General features: G+C 37.7%; 14 protein-coding genes. 13 read left to right on the top strand and 1 reads right to left on the bottom strand.

The window, feature by feature from the left end; all coding sequences use genetic code 11:
- Positions 1–113 precede the first annotated feature (113 nt).
- From KHA96_RS18965 to KHA96_RS18910, 12 genes are all read left to right on the top strand, one after another.
- Positions 114–1,070: an alpha/beta hydrolase gene (locus tag KHA96_RS18965; RefSeq protein WP_249315754.1), complete on the top strand. Its 957-nt coding sequence runs from the start codon at positions 114–116 to the stop codon at positions 1,068–1,070.
- A 15-nt stretch (positions 1,071–1,085) separates the two neighbouring features.
- Entirely contained in the window at positions 1,086–1,664 is a 579-nt protein-coding gene (locus tag KHA96_RS18960) for a DNA-3-methyladenine glycosylase (RefSeq protein ID WP_213130882.1), read from the top strand.
- Between the two features lie 244 nt (positions 1,665–1,908).
- The gene (locus tag KHA96_RS18955) at positions 1,909–2,694 is read left to right on the top strand and encodes a hypothetical protein (RefSeq protein WP_213130881.1); all 786 of its coding nucleotides are present in this window, start codon (positions 1,909–1,911) and stop codon (positions 2,692–2,694) included.
- Between the two features lie 5 nt (positions 2,695–2,699).
- A complete protein-coding gene (locus KHA96_RS18950; RefSeq protein WP_213130880.1) occupies positions 2,700–3,068 on the top strand; it encodes a GntR family transcriptional regulator in 369 nt (122 codons plus the stop codon).
- A 1-nt stretch (position 3,069) separates the two neighbouring features.
- A complete protein-coding gene (locus tag KHA96_RS18945; protein WP_213130879.1) occupies positions 3,070–3,774 on the top strand; it encodes an ABC transporter ATP-binding protein in 705 nt (234 codons plus the stop codon).
- Positions 3,775–3,779: 5 nt separating this feature from the next.
- Entirely contained in the window at positions 3,780–4,700 is a 921-nt protein-coding gene (locus tag KHA96_RS18940; RefSeq protein ID WP_213130878.1) for an ABC transporter ATP-binding protein, read from the top strand.
- Positions 4,693–5,646, top strand: coding sequence for an ABC transporter permease (locus KHA96_RS18935; RefSeq protein ID WP_213130877.1), 954 nt, complete (start codon positions 4,693–4,695; stop codon positions 5,644–5,646). Before KHA96_RS18940 ends, KHA96_RS18935 begins: the two co-directional genes overlap by 8 nt.
- A gap of 200 nt (positions 5,647–5,846) precedes the next feature.
- Entirely contained in the window at positions 5,847–7,544 is a 1,698-nt protein-coding gene (locus KHA96_RS18930) for a peptide ABC transporter substrate-binding protein (protein ID WP_213130876.1), read from the top strand.
- 118 nt (positions 7,545–7,662) lie between these two features.
- The gene (locus KHA96_RS18925; protein WP_213130875.1) at positions 7,663–8,592 is read left to right on the top strand and encodes an ABC transporter permease; all 930 of its coding nucleotides are present in this window, start codon (positions 7,663–7,665) and stop codon (positions 8,590–8,592) included.
- A complete protein-coding gene (locus KHA96_RS18920) occupies positions 8,592–9,521 on the top strand; it encodes an ABC transporter permease (protein WP_213130874.1) in 930 nt (309 codons plus the stop codon). The genes KHA96_RS18925 and KHA96_RS18920 overlap by 1 nt, the downstream gene beginning before the upstream one ends.
- Before the next feature lie 18 nt (positions 9,522–9,539).
- Complete coding sequence (locus tag KHA96_RS18915) at positions 9,540–10,568, top strand: ABC transporter ATP-binding protein (RefSeq protein WP_213130873.1); 1,029 nt, start codon at positions 9,540–9,542, stop codon at positions 10,566–10,568.
- On the top strand, positions 10,543–11,538 hold the full coding sequence (locus tag KHA96_RS18910) for an ABC transporter ATP-binding protein (protein ID WP_213130872.1): 996 nt from the start codon (positions 10,543–10,545) through the stop codon (positions 11,536–11,538). Before KHA96_RS18915 ends, KHA96_RS18910 begins: the two co-directional genes overlap by 26 nt.
- Positions 11,539–11,695: 157 nt before the next feature.
- On the opposite strand, the gene KHA96_RS18905 is transcribed toward KHA96_RS18910, so the two are convergent.
- Positions 11,696–12,835 (bottom strand): IS110 family RNA-guided transposase, encoded by a 1,140-nt coding sequence (locus KHA96_RS18905; protein ID WP_213127372.1) that lies wholly within the window; start codon positions 12,833–12,835, stop codon positions 11,696–11,698.
- Between the two features lie 447 nt (positions 12,836–13,282).
- Between KHA96_RS18905 and KHA96_RS18900 the strand changes: the two genes are divergently transcribed.
- Entirely contained in the window at positions 13,283–16,081 is a 2,799-nt protein-coding gene (locus KHA96_RS18900) for a glycoside hydrolase family 3 protein (protein WP_213130871.1), read from the top strand.
- Positions 16,082–16,306: the final 225 nt, after the last annotated feature.

Raw genomic sequence — 16,306 nt, 5'->3', positions numbered from 1 at the left:
TAAAAAAACATTTGTCTCCATATAGTAGACATTTTATAGCCTTATGTCAAGATATTTTTCATTTTAATTGTAAGCGAAAATGCTCTACAATACTATTTAACTAGAATTGTTTTTTGGAGAAAGAAGGTAATATGATGAGAGTCGTTGAGGTAAAACATAAAAAAATAAATATAAAGAAATGGGTTATGATCAGTAGCGCTTTCATCGTATTAGCTATCATTGTATGCTTTGCTATATCTACCTATAAAGGGATGAAAATGTTAAGGCCTGATCAAAAAGCGGTTAATGTACTTCCAAGTGATTATGGTATTAATTATCAAGATATTGAAATATTAAGTAAAGATGGTAAGACAAAACTTTCGGGATGGGTACTAGAACCGGAAGGACAGCCCAAAATGAATATTATTTTTTCACATGGATATGGAGAAAATCGAGTAGAAGAAGGAATGCCATTTTTGCCTCTTGCAAAAGAGCTTCTTGAAGATGGGTATAGAATAATTGCTTTTGATTTTCGTCATTCTGGAAATTCTGATGGGGAAATGACTACGATTGGAGCAAAGGAAAAATTGGATTTACTCGGCGTGATTAATTGGACGAAAAAAAATTACAAAGAACCAATAGGATTGCTTGGTGTTTCCATGGGAGCGTCTACTTCCCTAATGGCTGCTGCCGAAACGGATGATGTTGCAGCGGTTGTCGCAGATAGCCCGTTTAGTGATCTACATGAATATCTTAAAAAAAATATGACAAAATGGTCAGATCTTCCGAATTTTCCTTTTACCCCTCTCATCCTTGGAATCTTGCCTCTTATGACAAAATTGGATATTAATGATGCTAGTCCAATGAGTGGGCTTGATAGGTTGGCAACACTTCCGGTACTTTTCATACATAATAAGGGGGATGAGTTGATTCCTTACACCGAAAGTGAAAAGATGGTGAGTAAACATCCAGATTTTTTTTCAATTTGGCTGACTGATGGCGAAGGTCATGTGGAATCATATAAGCAAAATCCCGAGGAATATAGTAAAAAAGTTAACGAATTCTTCGAGGCGGCACTTGATGCACAGTAGAAGGGAGCGAGAGAAATGGAGCCATTAGCGGAGAAATTTTATCAACAACCAACAATCGATCTAGCAAAAGCCCTTTTAGGATGTCTCCTCATTAAGGAAACAGAAGAAGGCATTACATCCGGCTTTATTGTCGAAACAGAAGCGTATATGGGACCGCATGATCGTGCAGCCCATAGTTTTAATAATAGAAGAACAAAGCGTACGGAAATTATGTACGGGAAGGCTGGTCTCGTTTATACATATTCAATGCACACTCATTGTTTAATAAATATAGTGTGCTCTGGGGTTGATGAGCCGCACGCGGTTTTAATTAGAGCATTGGAGCCGCATGAAGGAGTAGATTTAATGTTTAAACGCAGACCAGTAGACAAGGAGAAAAATTTAACGAATGGACCGGGAAAATTAACAAAGGCAATGGGGATTACGATGGAAGATTATGGTCGTACTTTACTTGCTCCTCCTTTGTATATTGCACAAGGCATTTCCCCTAGGGAAATCATGGAAGGAAAGCGCATCGGTATCGAAAATACGGGAGAAGCACGCGAATATCCATGGCGTTTCTGGGTGAAAGGAAATCAATATGTATCACGATAAAAAACGCAGCTAATGCGTTTTTTTGTTGGACAAATTGCTTCTAGAGAACAGTGATGTGTCTATCATAGCACTTTTGCTGGACAAAATGATGCGGAAGAATAAAGATCTGTCCAATATAACCATCAAGTTGATAAGAAAAAATGAAGGGCTTTAGTTTTTTACAAAAATTCGCTTGACGCGTCATTCTGTATTAGTGTACTATTTGGTTAGTACACTAATACATGAACAATTGGAGGTGCCTTTGATGACTGCATTTTGGGGATTAATGAAAAAAGATATGCTCTTAATGAGATTTTGGTATATTACTTGGCTTATTTTTTCTTTCCTTAGTATGGTTGGAGGATTTGTGTTGCAGGAATATTGGGATGAACCAAGCATTGTTGTTCCAATCTATATCATGCTTATGAGCATTCATTTGTTTGTAATGCCTATGATGATTTTGCACGTGTTAAATATAGAAGGAAAGACTCAAATATGGCTTTACAACCCACAAAACAGTAAAAAGTTATTGCTTGCAAAAATTAGTGCTGCTGCACTATTGCAAATCCTGTCTCAATTATTGCTCGTTGTGTATGGGATCATACTTATGCAATTTTTAATGAGAATAGGTTTAATCTCGGAATTCAAGGATTTTCTACCTATACAGCAAGGATTCCTTTTCCATATCGCCATTTTTGCTACTTCTTTGTATATCGTAATATGGATTGTTTTTCTTTGGACGATTTATCATTCACTTGGAAAATTCCCAGCTTTGAAAAATTTCCGCTGGCTGATAGTGTTTTTAGTTTGGGTAGTTTTTGGCATCCTTGAATCATTATTAGTAAGGCTCAACGTGTTGGGAGATAGCTTTTTTAGTTTAACAGCTAATGTAAATATTGGACCTTCGATGGATTACGTCAAGGACAACGGATGGACGATTGTCTATACAGATATACCTGTCCCGATCATTCCTATTTTTCTTTACATTACTTTTTCCATTATCCTTTTCCTCATTGCAAGCAGACTCCTTGATAGAAAAGTGGAGGTGTAATGTGGATGACAACTAATTTTGAAGCATCAAAACCAATTTATGTACAAATAGCGGATCAAATTTTTCAAAGAATAGTCCGACAGGAATTAAAACCAGGAGAGAAATTGCTGTCTGTACGAGAAATGGCGATTCAATTAGGTGTAAATCCAAACACCATTCAACGTTCGTATGCTGAAATGGAAAGGATGGGAATAGTGGAAACGAGACGAGGGCAGGGTACGTTTGTTATAGAAAGGGAAAGTATTGTAGAAGAACTGCAGCAGACGATGCAAAAGGAAATTATTTTACAGTTTGTTAAAAGTATGGAAGAGCTTGGACTTTCAAAAAAAGAGATGATAAGCGGATTGGAAGCATTTTTAAGCGAGGGGGATTGAAATGGCGATCCAGTTTAATCAAGTAACAAAAAAGTACGGTTCTGAGAAAGCATTAGATCACGTTACCCTTCAGTTTCAATCCGGAAAAATTTACGGATTGCTTGGTCCGAACGGAAGTGGGAAATCAACTACGTTAAAGATGGTTGCAGGGCTTGTCTATCCTAACAGCGGGACAGTCACGGTTTTTAATGAGAAGGTGACTCGCAGAATAAGCAGGAAAGTAGCATATTTAACTGAATTGGATATGTTTTATGATTCCTTTACGGTTGATAAAATGATTCATTTTTATGATACTCAGTTTCCTGACTTCAATGCAGATAGGGCAGCGAAGCTTTTGATAGATATGAAACTTGATGGCAAGAAGAAAATTAAACAGCTGTCGAAGGGAAATCGAGGAAGGTTAAAGCTCGTTTTAACGTTGGCACGGGAAGCGCCGATCGTATTACTCGACGAACCTTTCTCAGGATTAGATGCAATGGTTAGAGATTCTATTATAAAAAGTTTGTTAACCTATATCAATTTTGAAGAGCAAACCGTTATTATTGCAACCCATGAGATAGACGAAATTGAACCAATTATGGATGAAGTGATTGCGATCTATAATGGTCATATTATCGGACATGAAAATGTAGAAACATTGCGAGAGGAACAAGGCTATTCTGTTCTCGAATGGTTTAAATCAACAATGGCTCAAAAGGGAGAGTGAATATAATGAAAACAGTTGTAGAGTTGAAAAATGTGACAAAAACAATACGTGGGAAAAAAATAATTGATGATTTAAGTTTTGAAGTAAAAGAAGGCGAAGTATTTGGGTTTCTTGGTCCGAACGGTGCCGGAAAAACGACGACCATTCGAATGATTGTTGGGCTGATTGGCATCACATCTGGTGAGATTGCCATTTGTGGGAAGAATGTAGTAAAAGATTATGAAGAAGCAATTAAGCATGTTGGAGCTATCGTAGAAAACCCTGAATTATATAAGTTTCTGACAGGCTATCAAAACTTACAGCAAGTTGCCAGACTAACAAAAGGGGTAACGAAAGAAAAGATCGATGAAGTTATCGAACTAGTAGGTTTGAAAGATAGAATTCATGACAAGGTGAAAACATATTCCTTAGGAATGAGACAGCGATTAGGAATTGCACAAAGTCTTTTACATGATCCGAAAATTTTAATTTTGGATGAGCCGACGAACGGACTGGATCCTGCTGGAATTCGAGAAATACGTGATTATTTGCGAAGTCTTGCACGGGATAAGGGTATGTCCGTTATCGTTTCCAGCCATTTGCTTTCAGAGATGGAAATGATGTGTGACCGAATTGCTATTATTCAAAAAGGGAAACTGATTAATGTTCAACAAGTTAATGAGGATGCAAGTACAGATCAAAGAGAATATGTAATTATAGTTAATAACCGTAAACAAGCTATAAATGTTTTGAATAAACAAGGCTATGCTTCAAAGGTGAATGGAGAAGGAATCGGATTAGTATTAGATAAAGAAGAAGTACCAAATGTAATTAATCTTCTAGTTCATAACAATTTCCTTATTTATGAAGTGAAAGGACAAAAAAGATCACTTGAAGATAGATTCCTAGAAATTACAAACGGCAAGGAGGTCACAGTAAATGCTTAATCTTATAAAAAATGAATGGATAAAAATTTTCAAACAAGTAAGCACGTATATTATGATTGGCTTTCTTCTCCTAGTCATAATAGGCGCTGGTGGGATTACTAAATATGTGGAATCGAAGGAGGAGCCAGTAAATGAAAATTGGAAACAAGTATTAGTTAAACAAAACGAGCAGAATAAGGCTGAATTGGATAATGTAGAATTTGCTGCACCCTCACTTAAAGAATATTATTCGAAAGAAATTGCTATCAATGAATATCGGATTGAACATAATTTGCCTCCGGAACAATCATATTCTGTATGGAGTTTTATAAATGAATCTTCCGGCTTAATTAGCTTTGTTGGACTATTAGTAATCATCATTGCATCAGGTATTGTCGCTCATGAATTTTCGTGGGGAACGATAAAAATATTATTGATCAAACCTTATAAACGCTGGAAAATATTAATGGCAAAATATATGACAACGATTCTTTATCTACTAACGATGCTCGCAATACTTTTTGTAACAGTCTCCATTTTAGGATTAATCTTATTTGGAAAAGGAACAGGAGAAAATGTTCATCTTGCCTATGTGAATGGGGCTGTAGTAGAACAAAATCTTCTACTCTATTTGATTAAAACATATATTTTAAATTCATTAAGTGTCTTCTTGCTCACAACAATGGCATTTATGATCTCTGCCGTATTTAGAAATAGCGGGTTAGCGATCGGTATTTCGATCTTCTTGTTGCTCATGGGAGGAACGATTACAAACTTATTAGCGGCGAAATTTGATTGGGCTAAGTATAGTTTATTTGCCAATACAAATTTGATGCAGTATGTTGATGGAATGCCGCTTGTGGATGGAATGACTCTTTCGTTTTCCATTATCATGATCATCATTTACTTCATTATATTTCATGCAATGGCATTTGCATTTTTTACAAAAAGAGATATAGCAAATTAAGTAACTCTACATTAAAAAACAAGCTGATTCTTATCCATAAAAGGTAGGAATCGGCTTTTTTCTATAGAAATACAAATTTGTATTTCTATTGGAAATTTTGATATATACGAAAATTACAAATTAAATCCGATATAGCATCATAGAATGACAGTGGGGATTTGTTTGGTTTTTTTTACAATAAGAATGAAGGGGGATTACTTTTGAAAGCATCAAGATTTTCTTTATTTTCACTGATTTTGGTATTTATGTTAGTGCTTAGTGGTTGTTTCAGCGGAAAAACCGATGAGCAAGCAGGCCCTTCTCCAAAAGATGATGAAGGTGAAAAGACTACGGAAGAAGGAAAAGAACCTGAACAAGAGCCGGAAAGAAAAGTTCTGTATCTTAATAACAATGAGGAACCCGGCGCCTTACACCCAGGATTGGCACAAGGCACTCATGATTCATGGATTTTGGAGCATGCTTTTGAAGGCTTAACTAAGAAAACCCCTGAAGGTGAAATTGTAGATGGTATGGCTGAAACATGGGATGTTAGTGATGACAACCTTACTTGGACCTTCCATTTAAAAGATGGCATACAATGGTCGAATGGTGATCCCGTTACAGCTGAAGATTTTGAATATGCATGGAAGTTTGCACTCAATCCTAAAAGCGCTTCCGATTATGCGTACCAGCTTTACTATATTGTAGGAGCTGAAGAATATAACAGCTCTGAAGAGGAGTCAAAGTATGAAGAGCTAGAGGCGAAAGTTGGAGTAAAAGCAACGGACGAAAAGACTCTCGAAGTAAAATTAGCCGCACCTACACCTTATTTTCTGGATCTTACCTCTTTCTACACATATTATCCGGTCAATAAAAAGGTGCAGGAAGAAAATCCTGATTGGTCACATGAGGCTTCAAGCTATGTTTCCAATGGAGCATTTAAGCTGACTGAATGGAACCATAAAGAAAGCATGAAATTAGAGAAAAACGAAAACTATTATGATAAAGATAAAATTAAATTGGATGAAGTCCAATTTGTCATCATTGATAATGAGGATACTGCTTGGCAAATGTATCAGGCTGATGAGCTAGATCTCGCTTATCCACTTCCGCAAGATGTACAAGGTCAACTTGTAGACGCTGGAAACCCTGAATTTAATAATGGTCCTGATTTTTCGGTTTATTATTATAATTTGAACAATGAAGTAAAACCATTTAATAACGTAAAAATTAGAAAAGCTCTTTCGATGGCTATCGAAAGAAATACAATTACTGAGCACGTTGCCCAAGGTGGTCAGAAGCCTGCTTTCGGAATCATTCCACCAGGAATTAACGATGTAAGTGGTGATTTCCAAGAAAATTCTGGGGACCTCTTTAAAGAAAGTGTTGAAGAAGCGAAAAAGTTACTGGCAGAAGGGCTTGCAGAAGAAGGCATGAAAGAAATGCCTAAATTCACTATTCTTTATAATACATCTGAAGGACATAAAAAAATAGCGGAAGCTGTCCAAGAGATGTGGCGTAAAAATCTAGACTTTACTGTAAATCTTGAGAATGTTGAGTTCCAAGTGAAACTAGACCGTGAAAAAGCAGGCGATTATGAGATATCGCGTGGAGGTTGGTCGGGTGACTATGTAGACCCTATGACATTTGTCGATCTATGGGTTTCAGATGGTCCATTTAACGACGCAAACTGGGGAAATGCCGAGTATGACAAACAAATCGAAATAGCAAAATCATCAATGGATCAAAAAGAGCGTATGGAGGCAATGCATAAAGCAGAGGAAATCTTAATGGAAGAAATGCCGATCGTTCCAATTTATTTTTATACAAAACCATTTATGGTTAAGCCGCATGTGAAAGGAATCTTTACGCCAATTAATCGTTATCCGCAGTTTATCTATGCAGATATAGAAAAATAAAAGTTCAAGATATGCGGATGAATTTATGCTAAATGAAGGGTATGTCGTTGTGGCATACCCCGATTTTTCATCTATTTACGTTTATTCACTTCAAGTTACGCTAAAAAGAGGTGTATTCATGCTGAAATATACATTAAAGCGGCTAATATGGGCGGTTATTACACTGTGGGTTATTATCACCATTACTTTTATTATCATGAAAATCATTCCGGGCAATCCTTTTGCGAAAGAAGGTCCAATGCCGCCCGCAATATATAATAATTTGCAGAAACATTATAATTTGGACAAGCCGGAAATTGTGCAATACGGATTATACTTAAAATCATTGCTTCAATTAGACTTTGGTCCTTCCATGAAATCAAAGACACTAACAGTCAATGATTATATTCAAAAAGGATTTCCAGTCTCTCTTCATCTTGGTCTGCAGGCACTTATTATTTCGATCACCTTTGGTTTGATATTAGGTGTCATTGCAGCGTTAAATCATAACCGCTGGCCAGACTACCTTTCGATGATTATTGCGATCATTGGTATCTCTGTTCCTAGCTTTATTCTCGCCACCTTTCTTATTCAATACTTTGCAGTTCACTTGAGAGTCCTACCCGTTGCAACTTGGAAATCATGGTCCCATACTGTCTTGCCATCTATCTCTCTTGCAATGATGCCAACTGCGTTTTTAGCTAGATTAATGCGATCTAGTATGCTGGAGGTCATGAATCAAGATTATATTTTAACGGCTAAAGCGAAAGGACTTTCCAGAAGCATGATTATTATTAAACATGCTATTCGGAATGCAATCCTTCCAGTTGTAACAGTATTAGGAATTACAACCGCTAACCTCGTTACAGGAAGCTTCATTATTGAACATATTTTTGGAATTCCTGGTATGGGAGAAATGTTTGTTAAAAGTATTTTTAATCGTGACTATTCCGTTATTTTAGGATCAACTGTTTTCTATAGTGCCATACTGATCTTTCTGATCTTTATCGTTGATGTTGCTTATACGTGGATCGATCCTCGAATTAAGATCGCAAAGGAGAACAGCTGATGGAAAAACAATTGAAATTTACAGAGGACATGTTTCAGCCGGCAATCGATAATTTTAAAGAAGCGGAAAAAATATCTCGGCCATCTGTATCGTACTGGGCCGATGCTTGGCGCCGGTTAAAAATGAATAAACTAGCAATGTTTGGTCTCGTAATTATTATTTTATTACTCATTATGGCAATTATAGGTCCATACTTAAATGGCTACACGTATTACGAACAGGATTTTACGAAAAAGAATCTCAAACCGAATGCTGAACACTGGTTCGGGACGGATACATCCGGTCGCGATTTATTTACGAGGGCATGGTACGGAGCAAGAATTTCTTTATTTATTGGCTTTATGGCCGCATTGATAGATTTTGTAGTTGGTGTTGTGTATGGAGGTATTTCGGCAAAAAAAGGTGGCCGAACCGATAATATAATGATGAGGATTGCAGAAGTATTGTACGCCATTCCTTATTTACTGATGGTTATTTTAGTCATGATTGCAATGAAAAGAGGAATTTGGCCAATTATTATCGCCATGTCGATTACAGGGTGGATCCCAATGGCACGGCTTGTCCGTGGCCAAGTTTTACAGTTAAAAGAATTGGAATTTGTTCATGCAGCTAACGCTATGGGTGCCAATATGGGATGGGTATTAAGGAAGCACATGATTCCAAATACGCTCGGTCCAATCCTTGTTAATCTAACACTCACTGTCCCGACTGCCATTTTTGCTGAGGCCACTTTAAGTTATCTTGGCCTAGGTGTACAACCACCACAGGCGAGCTGGGGGACGCTTGTTAACGATGCCCTCGGCAGCATTCATATTGGCAACTTGTATCAACTTTATATACCTGCCATTTTAATCTCACTTACAATGTTGGCATTCAATGTGTTCGGTGACGGACTTCGAGATGCCCTTGATCCGAGATTGCGGAATTAGAGAGGGGGCAATGTGATAATGGAAAATGTATTGGAAGTAAAAGATTTGCACGTATCCTTTCAAACATATGCAGGTGAAGTGAAAGCAGTTCGAGGAGTAAATTTCGATGTGAAGGAAGGAGAAACCATTGCGATCGTTGGTGAATCAGGCTGCGGAAAGAGTGTGACAGCAAAATCCATTATGAAGCTATTGCCAGCTTCCTCTGTTCGCTACAAACATGGGTCGATCCAATTTAGCGGAAGGAATTTACTTTCACATTCCGAAAAGGCCATGCAAAAAATTCGCGGGAAACAAATTAGTATGATCTTTCAAGATCCAATGACTTCCCTTAATCCGACGAGTAAAGTTGGAGACCAAATTATTGAGGCGATTTTACGCCATCAAAAGATTAGTAGAAAAGAAGCTTTTGATAATGCTTTGAATTTGTTGGAACTAGTAGGAATTCCTCAAGCTTCAAAAAGGATCCATCAATATCCCCATGAGTATTCTGGAGGTATGAGGCAAAGAGCTATGATTGCAATAGCATTAGCATGTAATCCGCGGTTGTTGATTGCAGATGAACCGACAACCGCACTCGATGTAACCATACAAGCGCAAATATTGGAATTAATGAAGGATATTCAGCAAAAAATGGGAACATCGATCATATTAATCACCCACGATCTTGGAGTAGTCGCTGAAATGTGTGAACGGGTTGTAGTAATGTACGCTGGGCAAGTGGTAGAAACAGCATCCGTTCGGGATTTGTATAAAAAACCACAGCATCCGTATACGGAAGGTTTGTTGAAATCGATACCGAAGTTAAATATGGACAAAAAGCAACCGCTTGCTCCGATCATTGGAACACCTCCAGATCTACTGGATCCTCCAAAAGGGTGCCCATTTTTTGCAAGATGTGAATATGCGATGAATGTTTGCCAAAATCATAATCCAAAGCTTGAAGAGGTAAAACCCGGCCAATATGCTGCTTGCTGGCTGCATCATCCAATGGCAAAACAAGAACCTAAAAAGGGGGAGACAAATGCCAACGGAATTAGTGGAAGATGATTTTACAAAATTTAATGATTCTAAAACCCCTTTAATACAAATAAAAGATTTAAAAAAATACTTTGCGATCGATCGTTTTCAATTGAAAGCGGTTGATGGGTTATCATTAGATATTTTTCCAGGAGAAACCGTCGGGTTAGTGGGTGAGAGTGGCTGTGGAAAGTCAACGGCCGGTAGAACCATTATCCGTTTATACGAGGCTACTGGCGGTGAGGTTTTATATAATGGAAAAAACATATTTTCTTATAAGCAGAGGGAGATGGGCAAGATTCGCAGGGAAATCCAAATGATTTTCCAAGATCCTTATGCCTCATTGAATCCAAGGATGACCGTTGAGGAAATTATTGGAGAGCCCTTTGCTATCCATCGAACACTAGGTGGAAAAAAGAGAAAAGAGCGAATTAAGGAGTTGCTGAAGTTAGTTGGCTTAAATCCGGAGCATATGAGCCGCTTTCCCCATGAGTTCAGTGGAGGGCAGCGTCAGCGTATCGGCATTGCCCGTGCTCTTGCGCTTGACCCAAAATTTATTGTATGTGATGAGCCCATTTCTGCACTTGATGTTTCCATACAAGCCCAAGTTGTTAACTTATTAAAAGAACTTCAACAGAAAATGGGGTTGACGTATTTATTTATTGCCCATGATTTATCAATGGTGAAATATATTTCAGATAGAATTCTCGTCATGTACCTTGGAAAAATGGTCGAATTGACTGACAGCAACAGCTTATATGATGATCCTTTACATCCATACACACAAGCATTGCTTTCAGCTGTTCCTATCCCAGATCCGGACGTGAACCGGGAGCGCATCGTCTTAAAAGGAGATGTACCAAGCCCGATTGCTCCACCAAGCGGCTGTGTTTTCCGCACTCGTTGTCTCTCAGCGATGGAAATTTGTTCTAAAGTGGAGCCTAAGTGGCAAGAGGTAAAGCCAGGGCATTTTACCGCATGTCATTTATATCAGGTATGAAGGAACTATATAGGTTCCTTTTTCTGTGAAAATAAATTCTTGTTTAAGATTTATATCAATTGTCAAAACTAACTAACAACTGAAATTTACAATAGGAAAGTAGAGCTACCATAATTTACGGTTTCTCGTATAACTTTTCTATTTATTGTCTATAATGCTAAGTTGCAGTAGGCTCGTGGTAGGGTTCTTTGTTCTGAAGCATATGATAGACAATGGTAAGCATTCGATGTCCAATGGCAACGAGTGCTTTTTTCTTTCCTCTTCTTGCAGATAAAGACCAATATTTCACTGATAACATTTTACTTCGACTTCTAGATACCGCCCAAGCGGCTTCACACAATGCCGACTTAATATGCGGGTTTCCTTTCACGGTTCGCGTACTCTTTCGTTTTCCAGCGCTTTCGTGATTTCCAGGTGACAATCCTGCCCATGACGCAAGGTGCTTGGAAGTTGGAAATTGTGTCATATCAACTCCAATTTCTGCGATGATCACGGCTGCAGTATCTTTCTTAATCCCCGGCATTGTGATAAGAAGTTCTACTTCTTCTTTATAGTTTATCAGTATCCCATCGATCCTTTTTTCAATATCGGAAATTAATTCTTCCAGATAGACAATGTGCATCCATGACTGTTTGATAAGAAACAGTTGGTGATCATTCAATGTGCCAAACAGGGAATCTGTAATTAATTGTTTTTTATGCGCCATACTCCCATGTATCTTTTGTTCGACATCTTCTTGATCTATATAGCCATTGGACATTAGTTGTTCCAACAATTTTCTGCCAGAAACTCCGAAAACATCGGAAATGACTGTCCCTAATTTGATGTTTGAAGTCTCCAATACTTTTTGGATCCGATTCTTTTCAGAAGTCATATGTCCAATCCATTTCTTTCTCAAACGGGTTAAATCTCGCAAATTGCGAATGTCTTCCGGAGGGACGAAACTTTTCTCAATCAAACCATGCCTCAATAATTTGGCAATCCACTCTGCATCCGAAACATCCGTTTTTCTGCCAGGAACATTTTTAATGCGCTGAGCATTTGCCAAAGTAATGTCAAAGAAGTCCTCTAGGATATTATAGACAGGTTTCCAGTACACTCCGGTACTTTCCATTGCGATATGGGTCACTTCTTTTTCTTCTAGCCATTTAAGTAGACGAAACAGATCTTTCGTCAAAGTAGGAAATGTTTCAATCAACTTAACTGTATCGTTCTCTGATTCACCAAGAATCACGCAGGCCACAATTGTTTCCGAATGGACATCCAGACCTGCACATCGTTTGTACAATGTTTCCATTTCACTCCACCTTCTAAATGTATTCCACAAACAGTGGAATGAATTTGAAATTAAACATTTTTCTGTTCGTAGTCATCTCTCAACAAGAGAGAGCTAACAATGGGTTGTACACCAAATTCATTCCAACAGTTTTTTATACAGGGTCAAGCCACCATTAAAGACCACGTTATATACTCACTGTTTGCGGTATCAACATTATGGAGCGAGAAACCCATTTTCATTCCTGGGTTGAGAGCGAAAGATCATGATAGTTTTTTATGTAGAGACATAAATGGGGTAGAATATTATATTCGACAAGTATTTTTTAAAATAGGGTTAATTTTTGAAATCTCTTTCCCATTTCGTCTATTATATAAGTAGCGTCTAAAGGTACTAAATTTTTATTAGAAATACTTATTTGCAGATTACTAAGTTATTAGTTTTACTAACTTGAAGGGTGACTGGAAAATGGTGACAAAATTATTTGATTTAGACCGTTATGCACAAAAGGCAAGGCAAGCAGTGGCTGAAGGAATTGTTTTACTAAAGAATGATAATCAAGTTCTCCCCTTACAAAAAGGAAACAATATTGCAGTATTTGGAAGAAGTCAGTTCAATTATTTTAAAAGCGGAACCGGATCTGGAGGCCTAGTTAACACATCTTATGTCGTAAGTATTTTGGATGCTCTAGAACAAAGTGATAGCTACCATTTGAACAAGAATGTAAAGAATACATACTTGGAGTGGATTGAGCAACATCCTTTCGATGCGGGACAAGGTTGGGCAAGCGAGCCATGGTCACAGGAGGAGATGCCACTTTCTATGGATCTCGTCGATACTGCAAGACAAGAATCGGATACAGCTATTATTATCATTGGACGTACAGCTGGTGAAGATAAAGATGCAACAGCTGAAGCTGGAAGTTATTTATTAACGGAAACAGAAGAAGAGATGCTTCAGTTAGTCTGTAAAAAGTTTGAAAAAACAATTGTTCTTTTGAATGTTGGAAATATCATTGATATGAAGTGGGTTAAGAAATATGATCCTTCTGCAGTTCTGTATGTATGGCAAGGAGGACAAGAAGGTGGAAATGGCGTACTTGATGTAATAAATGGAACCGTTTCACCAAGTGGTAAGTTAACAGATACGATCGCTTTTGATATAGCTGATTATCCTTCTACTCCTTATTTTGGAGATGAAAAGGAAAACCATTATGTGGAAGACATTTATGTGGGGTATCGTTATTTTGAAACATTTGCAAATGATAAAGTGTTGTATCCTTTTGGATATGGGCTTTCTTATACAACATTCTCAATCGAGATTAAATCATTCAGTGTACCAGATGAAGCTGTTAAAGCGGTGGTTACAGTAACAAATACTGGAGCATTCTCAGGAAAAGAAGTGGTGCAGGTATACTTAAACGCTCCGCAAGGAAAGCTCGGAAAACCATTACGCAGTCTAAGTGGGTTTGCAAAAACCGAAACATTAAAACCTGGAGAATCCGAAACGATTACAATCGAATGTGGAAAGGCAACATTCGCTTCATATGATGACAGTGGAGTAACAGGACATAAGTCAAGTTACGTATTAGAGGAAGGGACATACGAGTTTTATATTGGAAACGATGTTCGGAATGCATCATTAGCAGGTAGTTTTGTGCAAGATGAGATAATGGTAATTGAAAAATTGTCGGAAGTTTTAGCGCCTGTTACTACCTTTGAACGGATGAAACCAATTGTTCGTGATAATGAAAAAGTGAAGATTGGTTTTGAAATAGTTCCTCAAAGAACTATAGCGATAGAAGAAAAGATGCAACGCCCAGAAGCAATCCCTTTTACTGGAGATAAAGGATATAAGCTTAGTGATGTAGCAGACGAGAAAGTAACGATCGAACAGTTTATTGCCCAACTATCAGAGGAAGATTTAACTTGTGTCGTTCGAGGAGAGGGAATGAGTTCACCTAAAGTAACGCCTGGAACAGCAGGTGCATTTGGTGGAGTCACAGATGAGTTGTTAGACTTTGGCATTCCTTTAGGATGTTGTGCAGATGGACCGAGTGGGATCCGTATGGACTGTGGAACAATTGCCTTTTCCTTACCAAATGGAACGTGCCTAGCTGCCTCATTTAATGAAGATTTATCACAAGAACTATTTGAAATTGTCGGTTTGGAACTTCGTAAAAATCGGGTCGATACATTGCTTGGACCTGGAATGAATTTACACCGAAACCCTTTGAATGGTCGAAACTTCGAATATTTTTCTGAAGATCCGCTTTTAACAGGGAAGATTGCCGCGGCGCAGTTAAAGGGAATGCACAAATATGGTGTAACTGGAACAATCAAACATTTTGCTGCCAATAACCAAGAGTATAAGCGCAATGATGTAGATGCCGTTGTATCTGAACGTGCGCTCCGAGAAATTTATTTAAAGTGTTTTGAAATAGCGGTTAAAGAAGGACAAGCCTATTCAATTATGTCTACCTACGGACCAATTAATGGCTTATGGACTGCAAGTAACTATGATTTGCTAACGAAAGTGTTACGAGAAGAATGGGGATTTGACGGAATCGTTATGACCGACTGGTGGGCAAAAGGAAATGACGAAGGAGAACAAGGAAGCATCAAAAATATTGCAGCGATGGTAAGAAATCAGAATGATTTGTTCATGGTTACAGCAAATGCCAAGGAAAATACAACCCAAGATAATGCTGTTGAAGGATTAGCATCTGGTCGTGTGACAATTGGTGAGTATCAACGCAGTGCAATGAATATTTGCAAAGCATTAATGAAATTTCCAACCTTTGATCGAATAAGGGGTATTGAAAGTGAACTGGATCGAGAATTGGAAAAGAGTATAACTGAAGAAGATGCAGCCATGTTTGATATGCAACAAATAAAAGTGGCGGGTGAACATTCGATTACCCCAGATATGCTAAAGACGCAAAAAGGGGCATCTACTATTTTCCAAGTCACTGTAAAAGAAAGAGGAAAATACCAAATCCAATTTTCATGCAGAAGTAAAATAGACCTGCCACTTGCACAGCTACCTGTATCTTTCTTTAAAGATAATGCATTACTTAAAACCATCACCTTGACAGGTAAAGATACAGAATGGAAAACAGAAAGTATTGATTTAGGAGTTGTCTTTAATCCTAACTTCTATCTTAAAATCTATTTTGGACAAACAGGTATGGAAATTTCCGATTGTAAAATAGAGATGACAGAATCTCTTGAAGAACAAATTCGCATAATGATGGACAATAGATAAGATTTTAGTTAAAACTCCTCCGAACATAAAATATAGGGGGAGTTTTTTAAATAAAGAAATTATAATTGGCCTGATGGATTAGCTCAAGCTTATCCCCTCCAATTTTGGAGTTGCAAGAGAAGGCATGGCGCTTTCTCATATTCAAAAAATTATCCTTGTGCATACATTTGATTTATGATATATTTGTAGAAATTAAAAAATCCTTTAGTTTGGTAGAGTGATAAC

The organism is Bacillus sp. FJAT-49711, assembly GCF_018343715.1.
GTDB lineage: Bacteria > Bacillota > Bacilli > Bacillales > Bacillaceae_C > Lederbergia.
This window is presented reverse-complemented; position numbering and strand designations above follow the sequence as displayed.